This window comes from Streptomyces spinoverrucosus (genome assembly GCF_006539505.1).
Taxonomy (GTDB): Bacteria; Actinomycetota; Actinomycetes; order Streptomycetales; family Streptomycetaceae; genus Streptomyces; species Streptomyces spinoverrucosus.
On sequence record NZ_BJND01000017.1, the window covers coordinates 268,865 to 291,051 of the forward strand.

Below are 22,187 nucleotides of genomic sequence, written 5' to 3' on the forward strand. Positions count from 1 at the left end.
CCCGTCGCCACGGCTACGGCTGCGGCTGTGGTGCCGAGAGGGCCCAGACCGACGCGGACAGCGTTCCGAGGGCCAGGGCGAAACCGACGACGGAGGTCGGGGTGCCCTCGGCCATCAGAAAGGCCAGGACGATGCCGGCCCCGGTGCCGTACGCGGCGGTCAGTGCGCCCGGGCGCCATCCCGGGCGGGCCGGGCGCGGGACGGCACCGGCGGGGAGGACGAAGTAGTCCCGGGGGCCGGGGCGTACGGCCTCGTCGGCGTCGAGGAGTTCACCGGCCGGCCGGTGGTCGCGCAGTCGGCCGAGGGGGACCAGCCGGGTGCCGTCGGCGAGTTCCACCACGACCGGACGGCGGCGGCGACCGTACCCGCGGACGGTCACCGGGATCGGGCCGGAGCAGTCGTCCAGCGCCGGATGCCACATGACGCGCTGCCAGCGGGTCGTCGTCCCGCCCTCGCCGTCGGGTCCGGTCAGGACCAGCCAGGTGGTGGTCGTCTCGCGGGCGAGTGCCACGAGGCGCTCCACGGTCCGCACGGTCGCCGTCATGGCATGCCCCGGACGCCGTGTCGTCAGCCGGAAGCGCAGGCCGCGCCAGGCCCACACGCACAGGAGAGACAGGGCGACGACGCCGGCGAGGAAGACGGGGACCAGCAGGTCGTCCTCGGCCGCGGTTTCCTCGGGATCGGCCGGGAAGCCCCGGGGGGCCGAGGCGGCGGGGTCGTAGGCGACCGGGAACCGCTCACCCTCGACGTAACGGTCGGTGTCGTAGATCCCGAAGCGCTGCACGTGCACGTGGCCGGCCGCGTCGCTCCACCGCACGCGGATGTCGCCCTCGTCGCCGATGCCGTCCTCGACGACGACACCGGAGGCCGTCGCCGTGGCCCGGTCGCGGGCGGTGACGTAGCCGTGGGCGTGCACACCGAGCCAGCCGGCGAACAGGGCGTAGCCGAGCAGCGTCACGGCCACGCCGAGGAGGGCGACGCGAAGGGCGGGGCGAGGCGCCGGGTTCATGCGGCCGCCTCCTTCCGCGTCTTCGCGGCCGCCGTCAGCAGCGCCCGCAGCGGCGCCGGATCGCCGGCGCGTACGGCCTGCGCCGCCAGCTCGTGGAGGTCGGTCACCGTGCCGTCGGGCGCGGTGAGCACGGTGGCCAGCCAGCGGTGCGCGCGGGTCCAGCCGGCCGGGCGCAGCACGGCGTGCAGCGTCTGGGCGAGCGCGGCGGTCAGTACCGCTTGGGCGACCGTCGTGCGGGCGGCGGCGGGCATCCGGCGCAGACCGGGCTCCAGCAGCCCGGCCAGCCGCAGCCAGGTGCCGTCGGCGAGGGCGTCCAGGGCGGCGGACAGCGCCCGCTCGGGGGATTCCTCGCCGGTTGCGAGCAGCAGGAGGTCCTTGCCTGTTTCGTCGCCGAGGGCGTGGAGCTGGTCCGGCGCCATGTCGAGGAGCCGTACGGGGCGCGGGTCGTCGTCGAGGTCGGGGTCGTCCAGCCCGGCCAGTCCGCCGAGGCACCAGCGCTCGATCGACGCGGCGGCGCGCAACGTGACGGGTTCGGCGCCGTACGCGGCGGCAGCCACGGCGTCGGGCGGCAGCGCGGCGAGGCGCTGTTCGGCGGGTGGGTGGTCGGCCGTGGCGTACGGGGCGACGGCGTCCTCCTCGGCCACGCCACGGGCCGCGCGGGCCGCGACGTAAGGGTCGCGCACGGCGGTTTCGAGGGCGTCGTAGAAGTCCACGGGATACGTGTCCTCCTCCGTGAGTGCGGACCACCACGTGCTGCCGAGCCCCTCGAACGCCTCGTGCAGCAGCCCGGTCCGCCGCAGCGCCTGAGCGGTCGCCGCGCTTCCGGTGACCCGGGCGGCGTCGGCGTCGGCGGCCAGCTCCGCCCGCCACATCGGCGGCTGGGATGCCCGCAGCAGTGGTGCGGCCAGTCTGGCGAGCGGGCGGAAGCGGCGTTCCATGCGGTCGGCGAGCACCTGGCGCGCGAAGCGCAGGGCGGCGGTACGGCGGTCGCGTACGTGCTCTTCGTGCGCCAGCTCGTGCGCCACCACCGACGCCAGCTGGTCCGCGCTCAGCAGGCGCAGCAGCGGGTAGCCGAGGAGCAGGGCGTAGGCGCGTCCCCCGGCGGCCCTGGTGGGCGCGAGCGACGCGTCGACGGTCGGAACGACCCGGACGAGGAGCGGTTCCCGGAAGCCGATCCGCCCCGCCACGTCCCGCACCAGCGCCGCCAACTCCGGCTCGTCACCTGGGCGGAGGGCCTTCCCCGGGAGCCGTTCGCGCCGCATGGCCTCGCCGACGAACCCGGCCACGAACAGCGTCAGCGGCACCAGCACGACCGCGTGCGGCGCCCACGCCAGCCCGGCGAGGACCAGCGCCACGCCGACGACGGCCGTCGGCAGCCAGGCCACGACCAGCATGGCGGCGGCGAGCATCCACGCACGCAGGGGTGACGTTCGTATGTCCATGCTGGTCCCGTGAGGTTCGCGCCGGGCGGGGCTGAGGTGTCGAGGGATTGTGTCACGGGGCCGGATGTGAGGAGGGGGTGGACAGGATGTGCGGATGTGTTCGTCAGCCCTCCGTCGAAGTGGGGCACAGCAACCGCCGGTCCCGCCCCAGCACCCGTGCCGGACCCGTCAGCCGCACCGGCGCCGTGTGCCGTACGTCCCCGCTGGACGCCGCCAACCGCAGCTCCAGCGCGCCGGGTTCGACGATCCGGTCGCCCGTGCGGTCGGTGAACGACGACAGGTCGGCGTGGAAGTGGAAGGTCACCCGGCGCGATTGCCCAGGCTCCAGTTCCAGTCGCCGGTAGCCGATCAGGCGGACGTCCGGGCGCGTCACCGACCCCACCGGGTCGTGGAGGTAGAGCTGGACGACCTCCGCGCCCGGCCGGTCGCCCGTGTTGCGGATCGTGACGGAGAGGTCGTACGAGCCGTTCGTGGGGATCGTCGTCTCCGGGGTGCCCTCGGCCTCGCTCCACTCGAACGTCGTGTATGAGCGGCCGTGTCCGAAGGGGTACAGCGGCGTCGGGTCAAGGTTGCTGACCTCGCCCGCCAGGCCCAGTGGGGGCTGGAGGTAGGTCCACGGCTGGCCGCCCGGGTCTCGCGGCACGCTCACCGGGAGGCGGCCCGAGGGGTTGACGCGGCCGGAGAGGACGCCTGCCACCGCCGGGCCGCCCTCCTCGCCGGGGAAGAACGCCTGCACCACTGCCCCCAGACGGCCGTGCCAGCGGCCCAGCGCGTACGGGCGGCCGGTGAGCAGGACCAGGACCACCGGGACGCCCGTCGCCACCAGGGCGTCCAGCAAGTCGGCCTGGATTCCCGGGAGTTGGAGGTCCGTCGCGTCGCAGCCCTCGCCCGACGTGCCGCGGCCGAAGAGGCCCGCTCGGTCGCCCAGTACCGCCACGCACACATCCGCCTCCGCCGCCCGCGCCACCGCCTCCTCGATGCCGGACGGGTCCGGGTCCGCGACCCCGCAGCCCTCCGCGAACGTCACCTTCGCGTCCGGGAGTTCCGCGCGCAGGGCCTCCAGGAGCGGCGGGATCTCGATGCCGGTGGGGGTCTCGGGGTGGCGGGGGAGGACGTGGGAGGGGAAGGAGTAGCAGCCGAGCATCGCCAGGGGGTCCGCCGCTCGGGGGCCGATCACCGCGATACGGGTGTCCGAATCCAGCGGCAGTGCGCCGTCGGGGTTGTCCAGGAGGACCACTGACTCCTCCGCCAAGCGGCGGGCCAGGGCTCGGTTCGCCGTCGAGTCCAGGTCGACCGGCCCCTCTGGCGGCTCCGGCTGCCAGTCCTCGTCCAGCAGGCCCAGTTCGCACTTCTGGAGCAGGACCCTTCGCGCCGCCCGGTCCACCAGTGACTCCGGTACCTCGCCCGCCCGCACCGCTTCCACCAGCGGCTGTCCGTAGCACTTCAGGGTCGGCAGCTCTACGTCGATCCCGGCAGCCAGCGCCGCGTGCGCGGCCTCGGCGGGGGTGCCCGCCACGCGGTGCAGGGTCTGGAGGAAGCCGATGCCGAAGTAGTCCGAGACGACCGTGCCGGTGAAGTTCCATTCCGTGCGGAGGAGTTCGGTCAGCAGGCCCGGATCCGCCGAGGCCGGGACTCCGTCCGTCTCCGTGTACGCCGCCATCACCGAGCGCGCGCCGCCCTCGCGCAGCGCCAGTTCGAAGGGCGGGAGGGTGACGTCCGCGAACTCGCGGGTTCCGGCTCGTACGGGAGCGAGGTTGCGGGCGCCGGCGGAGGAGGCGTAACCGGCGAAGTGCTTCAGCGTGGCCACGATGCCGGTCGACTCCAGGCCCCGTACGTACGCCGCGCCGATCGTGCCGACCAGGTACGGGTCCTCGCCGATCGTCTCCTCGACCCGTCCCCACCGCGGGTCGCGGACCACGTCAAGGACGGGCGCCAGGCCCTGGTGCACGCCCACCGAGCGCAGGTCGGCGCCGATCCGCCGGGCCATCTCCTCGACCAGGGCGGGGTTGAAGGTCGCACCCCAGGCGAGCGGGACCGGGTACGCCGTCGCGCGCCATGCCGTGAAGCCGGCGAGGCACTCCTCGTGGGCGATCGCCGGGATGCCGAAGCGGCCGGACGCGGCGATCCGGCGCTGGGCGCGGGCCAGGGCGCGGGCGCCGGACTCCGGGTCGACGGGGGCGGTGCCGAAGGGGCGGGTGAGCTGGCCGAGGCCGTGCCGGATCAGGTCGTCGAAGTCGTAGTCGGCGGTCATGTCGTGCTGGTGGGGGGCCACTCCGTCGCCGTCCGCGGTGGCGCCGACCCACACGCCGTACAGCTGTGCGGTCTTCTCTTCGAGGGTCATCCGGGAGAGCAGGTCCGTGACCCGGACGTCTGCGGGGAGGCTGCGGTCACGCCAAGGGGCGGTGGTCATGAAACTCCTGTCGTTGAACGCCTACGAAGAGGTTGAACACCTACGAAGAGCACGAAGAGCGCTACTTGCCGCCGACGCCCATCAGGCCGCCCACCAGCGCCCGCCGCGCCACCAGGTAGACGGCGAAGATCGGGACGCCCGAGAGGACGACCGAGGCGAGCAGGGCGGGGATGTTCACGCCGAACTGGCTGACGTAGTTGAACAGGCCGAGGGTGAGGACGCGCGGGCCGTCGGACTGGGTGAAGATCAGCGGGAAGAGGAAGCCGTTCCACGCCTGCAGGGCGGCGTAGATGACGACCGTACTGATGCCGCCCTTGGCCAGCGGGATCGTCAGCTGGAACAGCATGCGCAGCGGGGAGGCACCGTCCAGCGCCATCGCCTCGTACAAGTCCTCCGACACGTCTCGCAGCGTGCCGACCAGGACCAGTACCGACACCGGCATCGCGAAGGCCGCCGTGGGGAGGATGACGGCGAGCAGGGTGTCGTACAGATCGAGTTGGGCGATCAGGAGATACAGGGGTACGACCACTGCCTGCGCCGGGATCGCCACGCCGAGCAGGAACAGCCGGAACGCGGCGCCGGACCAGCGGTCGCGGGTGCGGACGGCGACGTAGGCGAGGGGGATCGAGAGGACCAGGACGATGGTGACGACCGCCACCGCCACGATCGCCGTGTTGGTGAGGAGGTGGCCGAAGCCGCTGTTCAGGACGGTGTTGTAGTTGTCGAGGGTGGGGGCGGGGTCGCATGGCTGTTCGTGGTCTTCGCCGGGCGCGGCAGGGTGTCGTAGGTCATGGAAGCCGTCACATCCCTTCCCGCGTGCTGCGCATGGCGCCGAAGCCGGACAGCCGGACCAGGAGGAGGGACAGGCCCGTCGCCGCCAGGACCAGGAAGGACGCGATGGCGCTGGCGTAGCCGAAGTCGTAGCTCTTGAAGCCCGCCTCGTACATCAGGTACGGCAGGATCGCCGTGTCCGTGCCGGGGCCGCCCTTGGTGAGGATCAGCACCGTCTCGAAGTACGTCAGCGAGCCGACGACGATCAGCACGGTCGACGTGATGACGGTGTTGCGCAGCTGGGGCAGGGTGATCGAGAAGAACTGGCGGTAGCGGCCGGCGCCGTCGATGGCCGCCGCCTGGTAGAGGACCTGCGGGATCTGGCGGGCCCCGCCCTGGTAGATGAGGGTGTGGAAGGGGATGAACTGCCAGCCGCCGACGAAGACGATCGCGAGGAACGCGCCGCTGGAGGAGCCCAGGATGTCCTTCTGGATGATGCCGAAGTTCGGGTCGAGGAGGGCGTAGAAGAGCAGGGCGACGGCGGTGGAGGAGAGCAGGAGCGGGACGAAGAAGATCGCGGAGAGGACGGCGCGGTTGCGTTGCGGGCCCGCCGCCCAGACGCCGAGGAGCAGCGCCACGACCGTCTGGAAGGCCCAGCTCGCGGCGGTGAGCAGGATCGTCAGCCACAGGGACTGGGTCATGCGTGGGTCGTCGAGGAGCTTCTGCCAGTTGGCCAGGCCGACGGGCCGCGGGTCGCTCAGGCCGTCCCAGGTGGTGAAGGAGAGATAGAAGGCGAGGGCCATAGGGACGACCGCGAAGAAGGCGAAGAACAGGACGCCGGGGAGGGCCCAGACGGCGTGCGGGCGGCCCACCCTCGTCCGGGTGCTCACTTCTTGAGCTCCTTGCAGGCCGCCACGAACTCGGTCGGCGACGACTTCCCCGCGAACAGCTTTCCGATCTCCGTGTGCATCGGGGTGCCCAGCTCGCCGAGCGCCTGGTCCCAGGAGAGCGTGAAGGCGGGGGCCTGCTGGACCATGTCGTACTGGAACTTGGCGTACTCCGGGTTGGGGGCGGAGTCGAGGAGCTGGGCCGCGTTGGAGGTCGTCGGGACGTCTCCGAGGTCGATCAGGTCCTTCGCGTACGCCTCCGAGGCGGCGTCCTTGAGGAACGCGATCGCCAGGTCCTTGTTGGGGGTGCGGGAGTTGACGGACCAGTAGTTGGTCGGGTTGCCGACGACGTTGCGGACGTCGCCGGTGCCGCCCTCGACCTCGGGGAAGGCCGCCCAGCCCAGGTGCTGCTTGGCGAAGTCGGGGAACTTGCCGAGCTGCGTCGAGTACTCCCAGGAGCCCATCAGGTGCATCGCGGCCCTGCCCCTGGCGAAGACCGCGGGCGCGCCGCCGTTGACGTACGACACGGACGTGAACTTGTCGCCGAAGGCGCCGTCGTCGACCAGTTCCTTCACCATCTCGGCCGCCTTGAGGACGGCCGGGTCGCCCCAGCCCTCCGCGTCGCCGTCCTGGATGCGCTGGAAGACCTCGGGGCCGCCGAGGCGGTCGACCAGGTACTCCAGCCACATCAGCTCGGGCCAGATGTCGGAGCCGCCGAGCGCGAAGGGCGTGATGTTCGCCCTCTTCAGCTTGGCGTTGATGTCGAGGAGCTGGTCCCAGGTGGTGGGCGGCTCAAGTTTGTGCTCGGCGAAGACGGACTTGTTGTAGAAGAGGATCACGGGCTGCATGCCGCGCATCGGGATGCCGTAGTGGCGGCCCTTCAGGTCGCCGGCCGCGAGCACGGAGGGCAGGAAGCCGTCCTTGAGCACGGGGTCGTTGTTGATCGTGTCGGTGAGGTCGAGGAGCTTGCCCGCCTCCTCGTACGCCCGGATGGAGCCGCCGCCCCAGTTGAAGAACACGTCCGGGGCGCTGGGCGAGCCCATGGCCGTGCGCAGCTTGGGGGAGTAGTCGGAGCCGGGGACCTTCTCCAGCTTCACGGTGCCGCCCGCCTCCTTGGCGGCCGCCGACTTGTTGAAGCGTGCGACGCCTGCCTCCTGGACCTTCACCGCGTCGTCGCCGTACACGAAGGCGGTGATCGTGCCGCCGTCGCCGCCGCCCGCGCCGCTGCCGGAGCCGCACGCGGTGAGGCCGGGGAGGCCGGTGGTGAGCAGGGTGGTGGCGCCGGCGCCGAGTATCCAGCGCCTGCTGAACGTTCGCCCGCCTGCGGACGACGTGGTGGACCCCATGAGACAGCACCTCTCGGGAGGACGTGCGTGTGGACAGGCCGGTCGACAGGTCGGTCGACAGGTCGATCGGCGAATGTTTCGGGGAGTAACTCGAATGTTCCGGGAACGTAGGGTGCCGCAGGAGGCCCGTCAAGGGGTCGCGCAGGGATACGATCGCCGCCATGACTCCTCCGGAACACCCGCAGACCCCGACGGCACGCCGGTCCGCGCAGACCGCGACCCTCGCCGAGATCGCCCGCGAGGCCGGGGTCTCCGCGCCGACTGTTTCGAAGGTGCTCAACGGCCGGGCCGACGTCGCCCCGGCCACCCGCAACCGCGTCGAGGAGCTGCTGCGCACCCACGGCTACCGGCGGCGCCGGGCCGAGGCCTCCCGCTCGCCGCTGATCGACCTGGTCTTCCACGAGCTGGAGAGCGCCTGGGCGCTGGAGGTCATCCGGGGTGTGGAGAACGTGGCGCGTCAGGCCGGGCTGAGCGTGGTGCTCTCCGAGAGCGCGGGGCGGCTGACGCCCGGACGGACCTGGGCCGACCAGGTCGCCGCCCGCCGTCCGCACGGCGTGATCCTGGTGCTGAGCGAGCTCGACGAGTCCCAGCGGGCGCTGCTCACCAGTCGTTCCGTGCCGTTCGTCGTGATGGACCCGGCCGGTGACCCGGGCACCGACGTGCCCTCGATCGGCGCCACCAACTGGCAGGGCGGCCTCGCCGCCACCCGGCATCTGGTCGAGCTGGGTCACACCCGGATCGGCGCGATCACCGGGCCGTCGCGGATGCTGTGCAGCCGGGCCCGGGTGGACGGCTACCGGGCGGCGCTGGAGACCGCGGGGCTGCCGGTGGACGTCGGCTTGATCAAGACCGGGGACTTCCACCACGAGTCCGGCTACCGGCTGGGGCTGGAGCTGCTGCGCCGCCCGGACCGGCCGACCGCCGTCTTCGCGGGGAACGACCTCCAGGCGCTCGGGCTGTACGAGGCGGCGCGCGAGCTGGGGCTGCGGGTGCCGGACGACGTGAGCGTGGTGGGGTTCGACGATCTGCCGGTGGCGCGCTGGGTGGGGCCGCCGCTGACGACCGTACGACAGCCGCTGTTGGAGATGGCGGAGGCGGCAGCCCGGCTGGTGCTGGAGCTGGGGCGCGGGGAGGGGGCCGCCGCCGCGACGCGGGTGGAGCTGGCCACGAGCCTGGTGGTGCGCAGCAGTACGGCGGCGCCGGGGGTGGCCGAAAGCTGACGTATTGACGGGTGGGGCCGGCGCCTCAACACTCCTCCGAAGTCAATCGGATGCACCACCGAAACTTTCGGAGGCACCCGCACATGAGACTCACGAGATGGGCGTCGCTGTTCACCGGGGTCGTCGCCCTCGGCGCCCTGCTGGTCGCAGCCCTCGGCGCCGTACTGGTCGCCGCCCCCTCCGCGCACGCCGCCGACCCGCCGCTGCGCGACCTCGCCGCCGCCAAGGGAAAGATCATCGGCACCGCGGTCACCGGAGGCAAGCTCACCGGAACCTACGCCGACATCGCGGGCCGGGAGTTCAACTCCCTCACCCCCGGCAACGCCATGAAGTGGGAGTCGGTCGAGCCGAGCCGGGGCACGTACAACTGGGCCGAGGCCGACCGGATCGTCGACTTCGCCGAGGCGCACGGCCAGCAGGTACGCGGGCACACCCTGGTCTGGCACAGCCAGAACCCGGGCTGGCTGACAGGCGGCTCCTGGACACCGGCCCAGTTCAGCGCCATCGTCCAGGACCACATCACCACCGAGGTCGGCCGCTACAAGGGCCGCCTCGCCGCCTGGGACGTCGTCAACGAGCCCTTCAACGAGGACGGCACCTACCGGCAGAGCCTCTTCTACAACCACCTCGGCCCGGACTACATCGCCCAGGCCCTGACCTGGGCCCGGGCCGCCGACCCGGACGCCAAGCTCTACATCAACGACTACAACGTCGAGGGCGTCAACGCGAAGAGCACCGCGCTGTACAACCTGGTCAAGTCCCTGAAGGAGCGCGGGGTCCCGATCGACGGCGTCGGTCTGCAGGCCCACTTCATCCTCGGCCAGATCCCGTCGACGCTCCAGCAGAACATCCAGCGCTTCGCCGACCTCGGGGTCGACGTGGCGATCACGGAGCTGGACATCCGGATGCAGGTTCCGGCCACGGACGCGAAGCTCGCCCAGCAGGCCGCCGACTACAAGGCCGTCATGAACGCCTGTGTGGCGGTCGCCCGCTGCACCGGCGTCACCGTGTGGGGCTTCACCGACTCCGACTCCTGGATCCCGGACTTCTTCGAGGGATACGGGGCGGCGACACCGTACGACGAGAACTTCGCGCCGAAACCGGCGTACTACGCGATCGCGCAATCGCTGGGCGGCACCGGTGACGGTGGCGGTGGCGATCCCACGGACGGCTGTACGGCGACGTATCGCGTCGTGAACCAGTGGAACACCGGCTTCACCGGCGAGGTGACGGTCTCCTGCGCGGGCGCCTCGCTCTCGTCCTGGAACGTGAACTGGACGTACGGCGCGGGTCAGCGGATCACCCAGGCCTGGAACGCGAACTGCACGCAGAGCGGGGCAACGGTCAGCTGCTCCAACGCGTCCTACAACGGGGCGGTGCCGAACGGCGGTTCGGTGACCTTCGGCTTCAACGGCTCCTGGAGCGGCAGCAATCCGGTGCCGACGGTGGCGCTGGGCTGAGAAGTCTGAGAATTTCGGAAGAAAACCGGGTTCGCGTCCCCGCCCGTAATAATTCGGACGTACGTTCCTGCCCGTGACGGGACACATAACGGAGCACGACGGAGACGGGGACGAGGTTCGAAGAGGGGGAGGCCGGCGGACGAGCCCGCTGAAGGCCGCCGGTCTCGCCCTCGCCGCCGTCCTGGCGCTCAGCGGCGCCGGGGCGGGCTGGGTCTACTGGCAGCTGAACGACAACATCAACAGCGTCGACATCAACAGCGCCCTCGGCGACGACCGCCCGGCGAAACCGACGCCCTCCGTCTCCACGTCCGCCGCGACGCCGCCCGCAGAGGCGCTGAACATCCTGGTGCTGGGCTCGGACTCGCGCAGCGGCGCCGAGAACCAGGCCCTCGGGGGCGGCGACAGTACCGGCGCCCGGTCCGACACGGCGATGGTGGTGCACCTCGGCGCCGGGCGCACCGAGGCCACCGTCGTCAGTATCCCGCGCGACACGCTGGTCACCCGTCCGTCCTGCCCGCTGGAGTCGGGGGGTGAGTCGGCCGAGGCCTCCAACGTCATGTTCAACAGCGCCTATTCGGTGGGCGGTCCGGTGTGCGCGGTGAAGACCGTCGAGTCGATGACGAACGTCCGGATGGACCACTACGTCGAGATCGACTTCGCCGGCTTCGCCAGGCTGGTGGACGCGCTCGGCGGGGTCACCGTCACCACCGAGGAGGACATCGACGACGAGGACAGCCACCTGACCCTGCCGGCCGGCACCCATCACCTCGACGGCGAACAGGCCCTGGGCCTGGCCCGCACCCGGCACGGCATCGGGGACGGCAGCGATCTGGGGCGCATAGGCCTGCAGCAACAGCTGGTGAAGGCGCTCATGGAACGGATCGCGGCGACCAGCCTGCTCTCCGACCCGACCCGCCTGTACGAGGTCGCGGACGCGGTGACCGGCAGCCTGACGACCGACACCGGCCTCGACTCGCTGACGGAGCTGGTGGGGCTCGGGCAGAGCCTGCGGGGGCTGTCGGCGGACGCCATGGAGACGGTGATGATGCCGGTGGTCACGGCGGCCTGGGACCGGAACCGGGTGGTGGCGGACGAGCCGGAGGCGGGGGAGTTGTGGGAGTCGTTGCGGTGACGGGGGCGCGCGGCCCATCAGTGAACCGGCCCATCCGTAAACAGAGGGACACGGAGAGTTTCCAGCACCCATAATGGGCCTGTGCTTCGGGGGCCGTTGAGACGGGCGCGTGCGCGCCGGCGCCTCGTCCGCGACGGCCTCTTCGCCGCCGTCGGACTGGGGTCGACCGGCCTCGCCGTGTGGATGCTGGCGGGCGGAAACGCCAATGAAATCGCCACGGTGGCCAGCTTGTTCGTGGGTGTCGCGGCACTGCTCCTCGCCCTCGCGGACTACTTCCGCCCGGAGCCCACCTCACCCGACCCGGCGGAGTACGCCGACGACCTCGCGCGCACGCTGCGGGAACAGTGGCTGGAGGAGGCGGAGGCGAGGCGGCTGCGCGACCCCCGTGTCCTGCCGCTCGCCTGGGCGGCGACGGCCCGTGAGGTCGCCGACGAGCCACGCGTCGGCCGCGCCAGGGTGGTGCGCCTGCGCCTCGACGGCCGCCTCGCCGGGCGCTTCGAGCAGGTCACCGGCCAACTCGCCGAGGGGTACGGCCAGTTGGCGCAGGGCAGACTGGTCGTCATCGGCGAGCCCGGAGCGGGCAAGACCGTGCTGGCGATGCTGCTGACCCTGGGGCTGCTCGACGCCCGCGCCCCGGGCACGCCGGTCCCCGTGCTGCTCCCGGTCTCCTCCTGGGACCCGCTGCGCGAACGCCTCGACGACTGGATCGTCAACTCCCTCGCCGTGCCGTACTACAGCGGCCGCCCGGAGATCCCGCGCACCCTGCTCGCCCACGGCCTGCTGCTCCCCGTTCTGGACGGCCTCGACGAGATCCCCGAGTCGGCCCGGCGCGGCGCGATCCGCGGCATCAACCACGCCGTCGGCGGCGAACGGCCCGTCGTGGTCACCTGCCGGGCCGTGGAGTACGAGGAACTGATCCGCGGCGGCGCTCCACGGCTGCGCCAGGCGCCGGTCGTGGAGGTGCTGCCGCTGCCGGCCACGGACGTCGTCGCGTATCTGCGGGACACGGAGTGGCCGGACGGCGTGGTGTGGGACGAGGTCGTCGCCCGCCTGAGCGCCGAGCCGGACGGCCCGCTGGCGGAGGCCCTGTCCACGCCGATGATGGTGACCACGGCCCGCCTGGTGTACCAGCGGGGCGGTGCGGGCGGCGCGGACCCGCGGGAACTCCTCGACCGGGACCGCTTCGACTGCCGGTACTCCGTCGAGGACCACCTCACCCACGAGGTGGTCGACGCGGCGTACGCACCGGACCCGCGGCTGCCCGAGGAGGCGGGCGTACGGCAGCGGTGGCGGCCGGAACAGGCGCGGCGCTGGCTGACGTTCCTGGCTGGTTATCTGCACGATCACCGGGAGCGGGATCTGGCCTGGTGGTCGATGAGCGGGCGGCTGCTGCCGACGTGGGTGGGGCCGGTGGCCTCGCTGCTGCTGGGGCTCGTTGTGGCCTTCGGTGCCTCGGTATGGGTCGCGGTGACCGAGGGATTCCCTGGAGCCAAGGCCTTCAGTCCGGTGGCGGCCCTGACGCTGGCGATCGGCGCGGGCTTCGCGCTGATCGGTTCCATCGTCTGGTACACGGTGGGCGATCCACTGCCCGGGCGGCTGGCGTGGTCGCCGCGCGGATCGGCGGCCCGGCTGCGGCGGGGCTTTCGCAACGGCGCCGTCCTGTGCCTTGCCTTCGTCGTCCCGGTGGCCGGATCCGTCACCCTGATCATCGTCCTGGACTCCACCCTGGGACCGGGCACACTGCAGGGCGCCGAAGCGGTCGCCACCCTGCTCGCCGTCTGCGTCGCGGTGGCCACCGTCATGGGGCTCTCCCTCGCCGCGCACAGCTGGCTCAACGCCCCGCCGTCCCGGGCGGCCCAGGTGAACCCCGCGAACTCCCTTGTGCAGGACCGGCGTTCGTCGCTGTGCGGCGCACTGCTGGCCGGTGTGGTCTTCGGCGCGACCGGGCTGTTCGGGCTGCAACTGGGCCTGCTCGGCGGCGGCCTGCTCTTCCGCCTGGTCAACGACTGGCCGGGCTGGCCGGGCGACGGTGAGACCGGGGCGTACGCCGAGTGGGCGTGGGGGGAGTCGAGCCGGGCGTACGGCATGGAGCACTTCGGCTTCGGCGTGCCGTACCTGCTGCCCGGGACGCTCTTCGCGCTCCTCGTCCTGCTGTCCCGCGCCTGGCCCCGCTTCGTGCTGACCCGCGTCTGGCTCGCCGCCCGGGGCAGGCTGCCCTGGCGGCTGATGGCGTTCCTCGCGGACGCCCGCCGCCGGGAGATCCTCCGGCAGTCGGGCGGGGCGTACCAGTTCCGGCACATCCGCCTCCAGGAGGCGCTCGCCGGCCGGCCGACGTACGACGAACCCCGGCTGCCCGCGCGGCGGTGGGAGCCGGCGGTCGTACGGCGGCGGGTGGTGCTGGCGGCGGGGGTGGCGGCGGCGCTGAGCGGGACGGGGGCGGTGCTCGCGCATCATCGGGACGAGAGTGAGGTGACGTTCTCGGCGCCTGCGGACACCTGGGTGACCACGCTGGCGTTCCGGCCCAGGACCAGTGAGGTGTTCTGGGGGGACTCGGACGGGCGGATCTGGTCCGGCAGCCCTTATGGGGTACGGCGTCGGCGGGTCGGGGCGCCTCCTCCCTACGAGGACGACGACGGGTATGACAAGGACGTGTCCGCCAGAGCGATGGCCTTCCACCCGGGCGGGGAGATCCTCGCGCTGAGGCGTGGCGGGCAGCTGGAGCTGTGGGACGTACGAGGACGCCGACTGCGGCGGGTGGATTCCGGGCCGCTGGGCGAGCCGGTCGTCTCCCTCGCGTTCGCGCCGGACGGCGGCTACCTGGCCGGTGTGATGGACAGCAGGCTGGTTCCCTCCTCCGAGTACGAGACCTTTCTGCGACGCCTGGCCGCCGACGGCCGATTTCAGGAGACCAAGGCTCTTGACGCGTCGGTGACGGCTGAAGCGGTCTGTTTCCTGCCCGAGGGCGGCTTGGCCGTCCTTTACTACGAGGCTCGCGTCCGGACGCACACAGTGCCGGAGCTGGAGCCGGGCCAGAGTCTGGACCCCCACAAGAAGGTCGTCGGAGATGACGGCGCGCACGCCCTGACCGTCAGCCCGCGCGGCGACTTCCTGTTGGTGATGGGCGACGAGGCGAGTGAGCTGTGGCAGCTCCAAGCCGACGGCACATGGGTGTCCGCCGGAATCCTCCCTGTCATGAGCAGCGCCGCGTTCCATCCGGCGGAACCTCTGCTGGCCTTCGGCCCGGCAATTGACGACGAGAGCTCAGGATTGCCCGACGGAACCATCGAGCTGTTGTCGGTGGGGACCGGGACTCGCCTGACCACCCTCCACGGACACATGTCCGAGGTCACCTGCATGCAATTCAGCTCGGACGGCGACTGGCTGGCGACCGGCAGCGCCGACGGGACGGTCCGGCTGTGGGATGCCCGTCGTCCGAAGTCCTGAAGAAAAAATCCGGCGCGGGTGTCGATCCGGGCGGGTGCCGTTCGACGCAGGGGTGAGAGGCACCGACAACCCACTACCGAGGGAGCCACCATGCCCCGCTACCTGTCGCTCATCCGGATCGACGAGCAGAACGCCCCCGCCGAAGGCCCCAGCCCCGAGCTGATCCAGCGGATGGGCGAGCTGATCGAGGAGATGACCAAGGCCGGCGTGATGCTCGACAACGCCGGCCTGACCCCGACCGAGCAGGGCACCCGCGTGCACTACGAGGGCGGGCGGATCTCCCTCATCGACGGGCCGTTCACCGAGACCAAGGAGGTCGTCGGCGGGTACGCCGTGATCCAGGCCAAGGACAAGGCCGAGGCGATCGAATGGACCAAGCGGTTCCTGAAGGTGCACGAGCCGCACTGGACGGTGACCTGTGAGGTTCGCGAGGTCATGGAGGGCTGAGTCCGGCCCTGTTTGGCCCGGGGCCACGTGAGGTGTTCGATGGTGGGCTGTGGAACCACAGCCCACCGCCGACCCGCACGGCACCGTCGAGACCGTCTTCCGTATCGAGTCGCCCCGGATCATCGCCGCCGTCACCCGCGTCGTCCGTGACGTCGGCATCGCCGAGGAGCTGGCGCAGGACGCCCTGGTCGCCGCGCTGGAGCAGTGGCCGCGCGACGGCGTGCCCGACAACCCCGGGGCCTGGCTGATGACCACCGCCCGGCACCGCGCCGTCGACCTGGTCCGCCGCCGGGAGAACTACGCCCGCAAGCTCCAGGAGATCGGACGGGACCTGTCGAGCGTGGCCCCTCCGGAGGAGCCCGCCGACCCGGACGATATCGACGACGACCTGCTGAGGCTGGTCTTCACGGCCTGCCACCCGGTGCTGTCCGCCGAGGCCCGCATCGCCCTCACCCTGCGCCTGCTCGGCGGCCTGACCACGGCCGAGATCGCCCGCGCGTTCCTGGTCCCGGAGTCGACGGTCGCCCAGCGCATCGTCCGCGCCAAACGCACGCTCGCCGCGAAGAACGTGCCCTTCGAGGTGCCGTACGGCCCCGACCGCGAGGCCCGCCTGGGCTCCGTACTGGACGTCATCTACCTGATCTTCAACGAGGGGTACGCCGCCACGGCCGGCGACGATCTGCTCCGCCCCGGCCTCTGCGAGGACGCCCTGCGTCTGGCGCGCGTGCTGTCGGCCCTGATGCCGAAGGAGCCCGAGGTCCACGGCCTGACCGCGCTCGTCGAATTCCAGGCGTCCCGCACGGCCGCCCGCACCGGCCCGAACGGCGAACCCGTTCTCCTCAAGGACCAGAACCGCAGCCGCTGGGACCGCCTCCTCATCGCCCGCGGCATCACGTCCCTGACCCGCGCCGACGCCACGGCCACCGGCGCCCCGGGCCCGTACGCCCTCCAGGCCGCCATCGCCGCGTGCCATGCCCACGCGTACACCTACGAGGAGACCGACTGGCCGCGCATCGCCACGCTGTACGGCCTGCTCGCCGCCCGCGCCCCGTCCCCGGTCGTCGAACTCAACCGCGCGGTGGCCGTCTCCATGTCCGAAGGCCCCGCCCAGGCGCTGGCCATCGTCGACGCCCTGTCCGCCGTACCCGCCCTGCGCGACTACCACCTCCTGCCGAGCGTCCGCGGCGACCTGCTCGCCCGCCTCGGCCGCACGACGGAGGCCCGCGCGGAGTTCGAACGCGCGGCGGCCCTGGCCCGCAACGAACGGGAGCGGGAACTGCTGGAGGCGCGGGCGCGGGAGTGTGGTTGAGGCGCACTCGTGGCCCGGGGCCGACCGCTCCTCTACGCGGCCGCCGGGTGGCCGATCAGCATTGTCGGTGCCCCCGCCACCCGCGTCAGGAACACCGTCGCGGAGTTCGGCCCCTGGGGTTTCACCTTCTTGCGTAGTTCCTCCGGCTCTACCGCCGAGCCGCGTTTCTTCACGGTGAGGATCCCCACCTCCCGCTCCCGCAGCAGGGCCTTCAACTTCTTGATGTTGAAGTGGAGTTGGTCGGTGATCTCGTAGGCGGTGGCGTACGGCGTGGGGCGCAGCTCGTCGGCCGTGACGTACGCGATCGTCCCGTCGATCAGACCGCCGTCGAGTTCGGCGGCCACCTCGGCGACCAGGTGGGCGCGGATGACGGCGCCGTCGGGCTCGTAGAGGAAGCGTCCGACGGGGCGTACCGCCGGATTCGGCAGGCCGCGGGAGCAGAGTGTGCGCGGGCCGGGGAGGAGGGTGGCGCGCACCAGGCCGGGCTCGGTGCCGAACCACAGCACCGCTTCCTTCACATCGCCGCCGTCCGAGATCCACTCCGCCTCGGCGGCGTCGGGCACGGCCTCGTGCGGGATGCCGGGCGCGACCTTGAGGGCGGCGTGCGGGGCGGTCGTAGCCATGTGGGCGGCCCAGGACAGCGGGGGTGAGTACGCCTCCGGGTCGAAGATGCGGCCCCGGCCGCCTCGCCGCGCCGGGTCCACGAAGACCGCGTCGTACGCCGACACGTCCACCTCCGTGACATCCGCCTCCCGCACCTCGATCAGCCCGGTCAGCCCCAGCGCCTCGGCGTTCGCGCGCGCGGCGGCCGCCGTCAGCGGGTCGCGGTCCACGGCGAGGACGCGGATCCCGGCGCGGGCGAGGGCGATCGCGTCCCCGCCGATGCCGCAGCACAGGTCGGCCACGGAGGTCACCCCCAACTCGCCGAACCGCCGCGCGCGATACGTCGCCACGCTCGCCCGCGTCGACTGCTCGACCCCATTGGGCGTGAAGTACATCCGCTCCGCGTCCGCCCCGAACTTGGCCACCGCCCGCTGCCGCAGCCGCGCCTGGCCGAGCGCCGCCGACACCAGGTCGGCCGGGTGGTCGCGGCGCAGCCGGGTGGCGACGGCGAGTTCCTGGGCGGGGTCCGTGCCGCGCACCTCGTCGAGGAGGGCCCGGCCTTCGGGGGTGAGGAGAGGGGCGAGGTCGTTCACCGGGTCATTGTCGGCCAGTCGGTGGATGGTGCGCCTCCGGCGGCGGTGTCGGCGGGGGTTCGGGAGCGGGGCCTGGGAGGATCCGGCTCCATGCGAGTAGTAGTACAAAATGACAAAATTAGGATGCGTCGGCGTCGGAGGGCTACGGCGATCAGAGCCGGAATCGCCGTACTGACCGCCGCTGCCATCGCCTCGGGCTGCACGCGCGGCGAGGAAGCGCCCCCACCCCTCAAGGCGCCCCCGGCGCGCGCCCTGGACGGCTACGCCGCCAAACTCCGCGCCGACCACGCCGCCCTGGTCGCCGCCGCGCAACGCTGGGGCCTGAAGGAGACCCCGCTGCGGCCGCCGGCCCCGCCCGCGAAGAAGCCGACGATCACCACCCGCGTCGGCTTCGAGGTGGACGAACACGAGGAGCAGGGCCTCCCGCCGGTCTTCACCACCGTCCCCACCGACCAGAAGGTCGTCTTCCTCACCATCGACGACGGCGCCGAAAAGGACCCGGAGTTCCTGCGGATGATGACCGACCTGCGGATCCCGTACACGGCGTTCCTCAGCGACTACCTGATCAAGGAGAACTACCGCTACTTCCAGCAGATGCAGGCCAGGGGAGTGGTCCTGAACAACCACACCCTCAACCACCCCTACCTGCCCGGCCTCTCCTACTCCGAGCAGAAGCGCGAGATCTGCGGCATGCAGGACGTCATCGAAGAGCGCTACGGCGCCCGGCCGCTGCTGTTCCGCCCACCCTTCGGCAACTACAACTCCGACACCCTGCACGCCGCCAAGGACTGCGGCATCAAGTACGTCCCGCTGTGGAACGAGGAGGTCTTCGTCGACCACTGGGACTACCGCGAGTGGGACCGCGACATCCACCCCGGCGACATCGTCCTCAGCCACTTCCGGGGCACCGACGACTGGGCGGGCCGGATGCCCGACATGATCCGCGTCTTCCTCGACAAGGTCACGGCGAAGGGGTACGCGGTGGGCCGCCTGGAGGACTACCTGTGACTCGGCGCGGGCGGACGGCCGGGGCCGCGGCGTTCCTGGTCCTGCTCGCCGGCTGCGCCCTGCCCGACGCCCCGCCCTCGCGCTCCGTCGAGGCGGAGGCGGCACCCGGCTCGGCCGCCTCGCAGCCCCCGCCGCACCGCCGCTGGGGCCTGCCCTCGCCGCTCTCGCCGCCCCCCTCGCCGCCCCGCCACCCCGCACGGCCGGCGGACGGGCTACCGCCGGTCCTGGACCGCATCCCGACCCCCCACAAGGTCGTCTTCCTCACCTACGACGACGGCGCCGAGAAGGACCCGCGCTTCGTCGACATGGTCCGCGAGCTACGGCTGCCGGTCAGCATGTTCCTCACCGACAGCGTCGTCGGACCCGGCTACGGCCACTTCGCGCGCCTGCGCTCGGTCGGCGCCAGCATCCAGAACCACACCCTCGACCACGCCGCCCTGCGCGGGCTGCCGTACGCGGGTCAGCGCGCCGAGATCTGCGGGCAGCAGAACAAACTCCACAGCCGGTTCGGCATCCGCCCCCACCTCTTCCGCCCGCCCTACGGCACGTACGACACGACGACCCGCCGGGCGGCCGCGGACTGTGGCATCAAGGCGATCGTGCTCTGGCGCGCCACGATGAACGCGGGCGATCTCACCTTCACGAAGGGCCCCGCACACCTCCAGCCGGGCGACATCGTCTCGGTCCCTTCGACCGAGACCCCGACCCCGATGCTCCGCGAACGCACGACGCGCCTGCTGCGCCGGGTGCAGGAGGCGGGGCTGACGGTGGGGCGGCTGGAGGACTACCTCTGACCCACGAGACTGGCCGACGCGCCGCAGGCAATTGGCACTCCGCTTGACCGAGTGCTAATCCCAGTCATAGTCTCGGCTCTGGCACTCCCCCCTGGAGAGTGCCAAACAAGCGACGGGCAGGTCCGGCACCCGCGACGACGGATCGACCTGGTCGCCACCTCAGACAGTTAACCCCGTGAGATCTCCGAAGGGGGAGGTCGGATCGTGACGACCGCCAGCTCCAAGGTTGCCATCAAGCCGCTCGAGGACCGCATCGTGGTCCAGCCGCTGGACGCCGAGCAGACCACGGCCTCTGGCCTGGTCATCCCGGACACCGCCAAGGAGAAGCCCCAGGAGGGCGTCGTCCTGGCCGTGGGCCCGGGCCGCTTCGAGGACGGCAACCGCCTTCCGCTCGACGTCTCCGTCGGCGACGTCGTTCTCTACAGCAAGTACGGCGGCACCGAGGTGAAGTACAACAACGAGGAGTACCTCGTCCTCTCGGCTCGCGACGTGCTCGCGATCATCGAGAAGTAATCACCTCACGCAACACACCGTTTGAGCTGCGCCCCTGGCCCCGCGACCGATAACGAAGCCGGGCGCCCGGGGCGCAGTTTCTTTACCGCAGACTTTCCGAGAGGGCTCCCGCTGCCATGGCGAAGATCCTGAAGTTCGACGAGGACGCCCGTCGCGCCCTCGAGCGCGGCGTCAACAAGCTCGCCGACACGGTCAAGGTGACGATCGGCCCCAAGGGCCGCAACGTCGTCATCGACAAGAAGTTCGGCGCCCCCACCATCACCAACGACGGCGTCACCATCGCCCGCGAGGTCGAGGTCGAGGACCCGTACGAGAACCTCGGCGCCCAGCTGGTCAAGGAGGTGGCGACCAAGACCAACGACATCGCGGGTGACGGTACGACCACCGCGACCGTGCTGGCCCAGGCGCTGGTCCGCGAGGGCCTGAAGAACGTCGCCGCCGGCGCCTCCCCGGCCGCCCTGAAGAAGGGCATCGACGCCGCCGTAGCCGCCGTCTCCGAGGACCTGCTGGCCTCGGCCCGGCCGATCGACGAGAAGTCCGACATCGCCGCCGTCGCCGCGCTGTCCGCCCAGGACCAGCAGGTCGGCGAGCTCATCGCCGAGGCGATGGACAAGGTCGGCAAGGACGGTGTCATCACCGTCGAGGAGTCCAACACCTTCGGCCTGGAGCTGGACTTCACCGAGGGCATGGCCTTCGACAAGGGCTACCTGTCGCCGTACTTCGTGACGGACCAGGAGCGCATGGAGGCCGTCCTCGACGAGCCGTACATCCTCATCCACCAGGGCAAGATCTCCGCCATCGCGGACATGCTGCCGCTGCTGGAGAAGATCATCCAGTCCAACTCCTCCAAGCCGCTGCTGATCATCGCCGAGGACGTCGAGGGCGAGGCCCTCTCCACCCTCGTCGTGAACAAGATTCGCGGCACCTTCAACGCCACCGCCGTCAAGGCTCCCGGCTTCGGCGACCGCCGCAAGGCGATGCTCCAGGACATGGCAGTCCTCACCGGCGCCACGGTCATCTCCGAGGAGGTCGGCCTCAAGCTCGACCAGGTCGGTCTGGACGTGCTCGGCACCGCCCGCCGCGTCACCGTCACCAAGGACGACACCACCATCGTCGACGGCGCCGGCAAGTCCGAGGACGTGCAGGGCCGCGTCGCGCAGATCAAGGCCGAGATCGAGGCCACGGACTCCGACTGGGACCGCGAGAAGCTCCAGGAGCGCCTCGCGAAGCTGGCCGGCGGCGTGTGCGTGATCAAGGTCGGCGCCGCCACCGAGGTGGAGCTGAAGGAGAAGAAGCACCGTCTGGAGGACGCCATCTCCGCGACCCGCGCCGCGGTCGAGGAGGGCATCGTCTCCGGTGGTGGCTCCGCGCTCGTCCACGCCGTGAAGGTCCTTGAGGACAACCTCGGCAAGGAGGGCGACGAGGCCACCGGTGTCGCCGTCGTCCGCAAGGCCGCCGTCGAGCCGCTGCGCTGGATCGCCGAGAACGCCGGCCTGGAGGGCTACGTCATCGTCTCCAAGGTCGCCGAGCTGGAGAAGGGCAGCGGCTACAACGCCGCCACCGGCGAGTACGGCGACCTGATCAAGTCCGGCGTCATCGACCCGGTCAAGGTCACCCGCTCCGCCCTGGAGAACGCCGCCTCCATCGCCTCCCTGCTGCTCACGACCGAGACCCTGGTCGTCGAGAAGAAGGAAGAGGAGCCGGAGTCGGCGGGCCACGGCCACGGTCACGGCCACGCGCACTGACGCGAGCCGTAACAGGCAGTAGGGGAGGCCCGGCACCCGAGGGGTGCCGGGCCT

At 71.6% G+C, this 22,187-nt stretch carries 16 protein-coding genes and 1 pseudogene; 10 read left to right on the forward strand and 7 right to left on the reverse strand.

Going from position 1 to position 22,187, the window contains the following annotated elements:
- Positions 1-13: 13 nt before the first annotated feature.
- The 6 genes and pseudogenes from SSP24_RS13050 to SSP24_RS13075 form a co-directional block, all read right to left on the reverse strand.
- A complete protein-coding gene (locus tag SSP24_RS13050) occupies positions 14-1,009 on the reverse strand; it encodes a hypothetical protein (protein WP_141309668.1) in 996 nt (331 codons plus the stop codon).
- Complete coding sequence (locus tag SSP24_RS13055) at positions 1,006-2,451, reverse strand: M48 family metalloprotease (protein WP_141309669.1); 1,446 nt, start codon at positions 2,449-2,451, stop codon at positions 1,006-1,008. Before SSP24_RS13055 ends, SSP24_RS13050 begins: the two co-directional genes overlap by 4 nt.
- A 103-nt stretch (positions 2,452-2,554) precedes the next feature.
- Positions 2,555-4,861 carry a beta-xylosidase/alpha-l-arabinosidase gene (locus SSP24_RS13060; protein ID WP_141309670.1) on the reverse strand — a complete coding sequence of 769 codons (2,307 nt, stop codon included), beginning with the start codon at positions 4,859-4,861 and terminating at the stop codon, positions 2,555-2,557.
- Between the two features lie 61 nt (positions 4,862-4,922).
- Positions 4,923-5,594 (reverse strand): annotated as a pseudogene (locus tag SSP24_RS13065) (carbohydrate ABC transporter permease); the annotation flags it as partial.
- A gap of 67 nt (positions 5,595-5,661) precedes the next feature.
- Complete coding sequence (locus SSP24_RS13070) at positions 5,662-6,522, reverse strand: carbohydrate ABC transporter permease (protein WP_229864992.1); 861 nt, start codon at positions 6,520-6,522, stop codon at positions 5,662-5,664.
- Complete coding sequence (locus SSP24_RS13075; RefSeq protein WP_141309671.1) at positions 6,519-7,865, reverse strand: ABC transporter substrate-binding protein; 1,347 nt, start codon at positions 7,863-7,865, stop codon at positions 6,519-6,521. The genes SSP24_RS13070 and SSP24_RS13075 overlap by 4 nt, the downstream gene beginning before the upstream one ends.
- 161 nt (positions 7,866-8,026) lie before the next feature.
- Here SSP24_RS13075 and SSP24_RS13080 point away from each other — a divergent pair, with 161 nt between their 5' ends.
- The 6 genes from SSP24_RS13080 (at position 8,027) to SSP24_RS13105 (ending at position 16,877) form a co-directional block, all read left to right on the forward strand.
- A complete protein-coding gene (locus SSP24_RS13080; protein WP_141309672.1) occupies positions 8,027-9,085 on the forward strand; it encodes a LacI family DNA-binding transcriptional regulator in 1,059 nt (352 codons plus the stop codon).
- Between the two features lie 83 nt (positions 9,086-9,168).
- A complete protein-coding gene (locus SSP24_RS13085) occupies positions 9,169-10,545 on the forward strand; it encodes a glycoside hydrolase family 10 protein (RefSeq protein WP_141309673.1) in 1,377 nt (458 codons plus the stop codon).
- Positions 10,546-10,618: 73 nt separating this feature from the next.
- Complete coding sequence (locus SSP24_RS13090; protein WP_229864993.1) at positions 10,619-11,677, forward strand: LCP family protein; 1,059 nt, start codon at positions 10,619-10,621, stop codon at positions 11,675-11,677.
- Between the two features lie 96 nt (positions 11,678-11,773).
- Positions 11,774-15,121, forward strand: a complete 3,348-nt coding sequence (locus SSP24_RS13095) for a WD40 repeat domain-containing protein (protein WP_141309674.1) — start codon at positions 11,774-11,776, stop codon at positions 15,119-15,121.
- 90 nt (positions 15,122-15,211) lie between these two features.
- Positions 15,212-15,568, forward strand: a complete 357-nt coding sequence (locus tag SSP24_RS13100; protein WP_141309675.1) for a YciI family protein — start codon at positions 15,212-15,214, stop codon at positions 15,566-15,568.
- A 49-nt stretch (positions 15,569-15,617) separates the two neighbouring features.
- Positions 15,618-16,877, forward strand: a complete 1,260-nt coding sequence (locus tag SSP24_RS13105) for an RNA polymerase sigma factor (protein WP_141309676.1) — start codon at positions 15,618-15,620, stop codon at positions 16,875-16,877.
- Positions 16,878-16,909: 32 nt separating this feature from the next.
- On the opposite strand, the gene SSP24_RS13110 is transcribed toward SSP24_RS13105, so the two are convergent.
- Entirely contained in the window at positions 16,910-18,073 is a 1,164-nt protein-coding gene (locus SSP24_RS13110) for a THUMP-like domain-containing protein (RefSeq protein WP_229864994.1), read from the reverse strand.
- Between the two features lie 123 nt (positions 18,074-18,196).
- Here SSP24_RS13110 and SSP24_RS13115 point away from each other — a divergent pair, with 123 nt between their 5' ends.
- The 4 genes from SSP24_RS13115 (at position 18,197) to groL (ending at position 22,133) form a co-directional block, all read left to right on the forward strand.
- Positions 18,197-19,081 (forward strand): polysaccharide deacetylase family protein, encoded by an 885-nt coding sequence (locus tag SSP24_RS13115; RefSeq protein ID WP_229864995.1) that lies wholly within the window; start codon positions 18,197-18,199, stop codon positions 19,079-19,081.
- Complete coding sequence (locus tag SSP24_RS13120; RefSeq protein WP_229864996.1) at positions 19,078-19,875, forward strand: polysaccharide deacetylase family protein; 798 nt, start codon at positions 19,078-19,080, stop codon at positions 19,873-19,875. The genes SSP24_RS13115 and SSP24_RS13120 overlap by 4 nt, the downstream gene beginning before the upstream one ends.
- A 204-nt stretch (positions 19,876-20,079) precedes the next feature.
- Entirely contained in the window at positions 20,080-20,388 is a 309-nt protein-coding gene (groES, locus tag SSP24_RS13125) for a co-chaperone GroES (protein WP_132856129.1), read from the forward strand.
- Between the two features lie 116 nt (positions 20,389-20,504).
- Complete coding sequence (groL, locus tag SSP24_RS13130; protein WP_141309679.1) at positions 20,505-22,133, forward strand: chaperonin GroEL; 1,629 nt, start codon at positions 20,505-20,507, stop codon at positions 22,131-22,133.
- Positions 22,134-22,187: the final 54 nt, after the last annotated feature.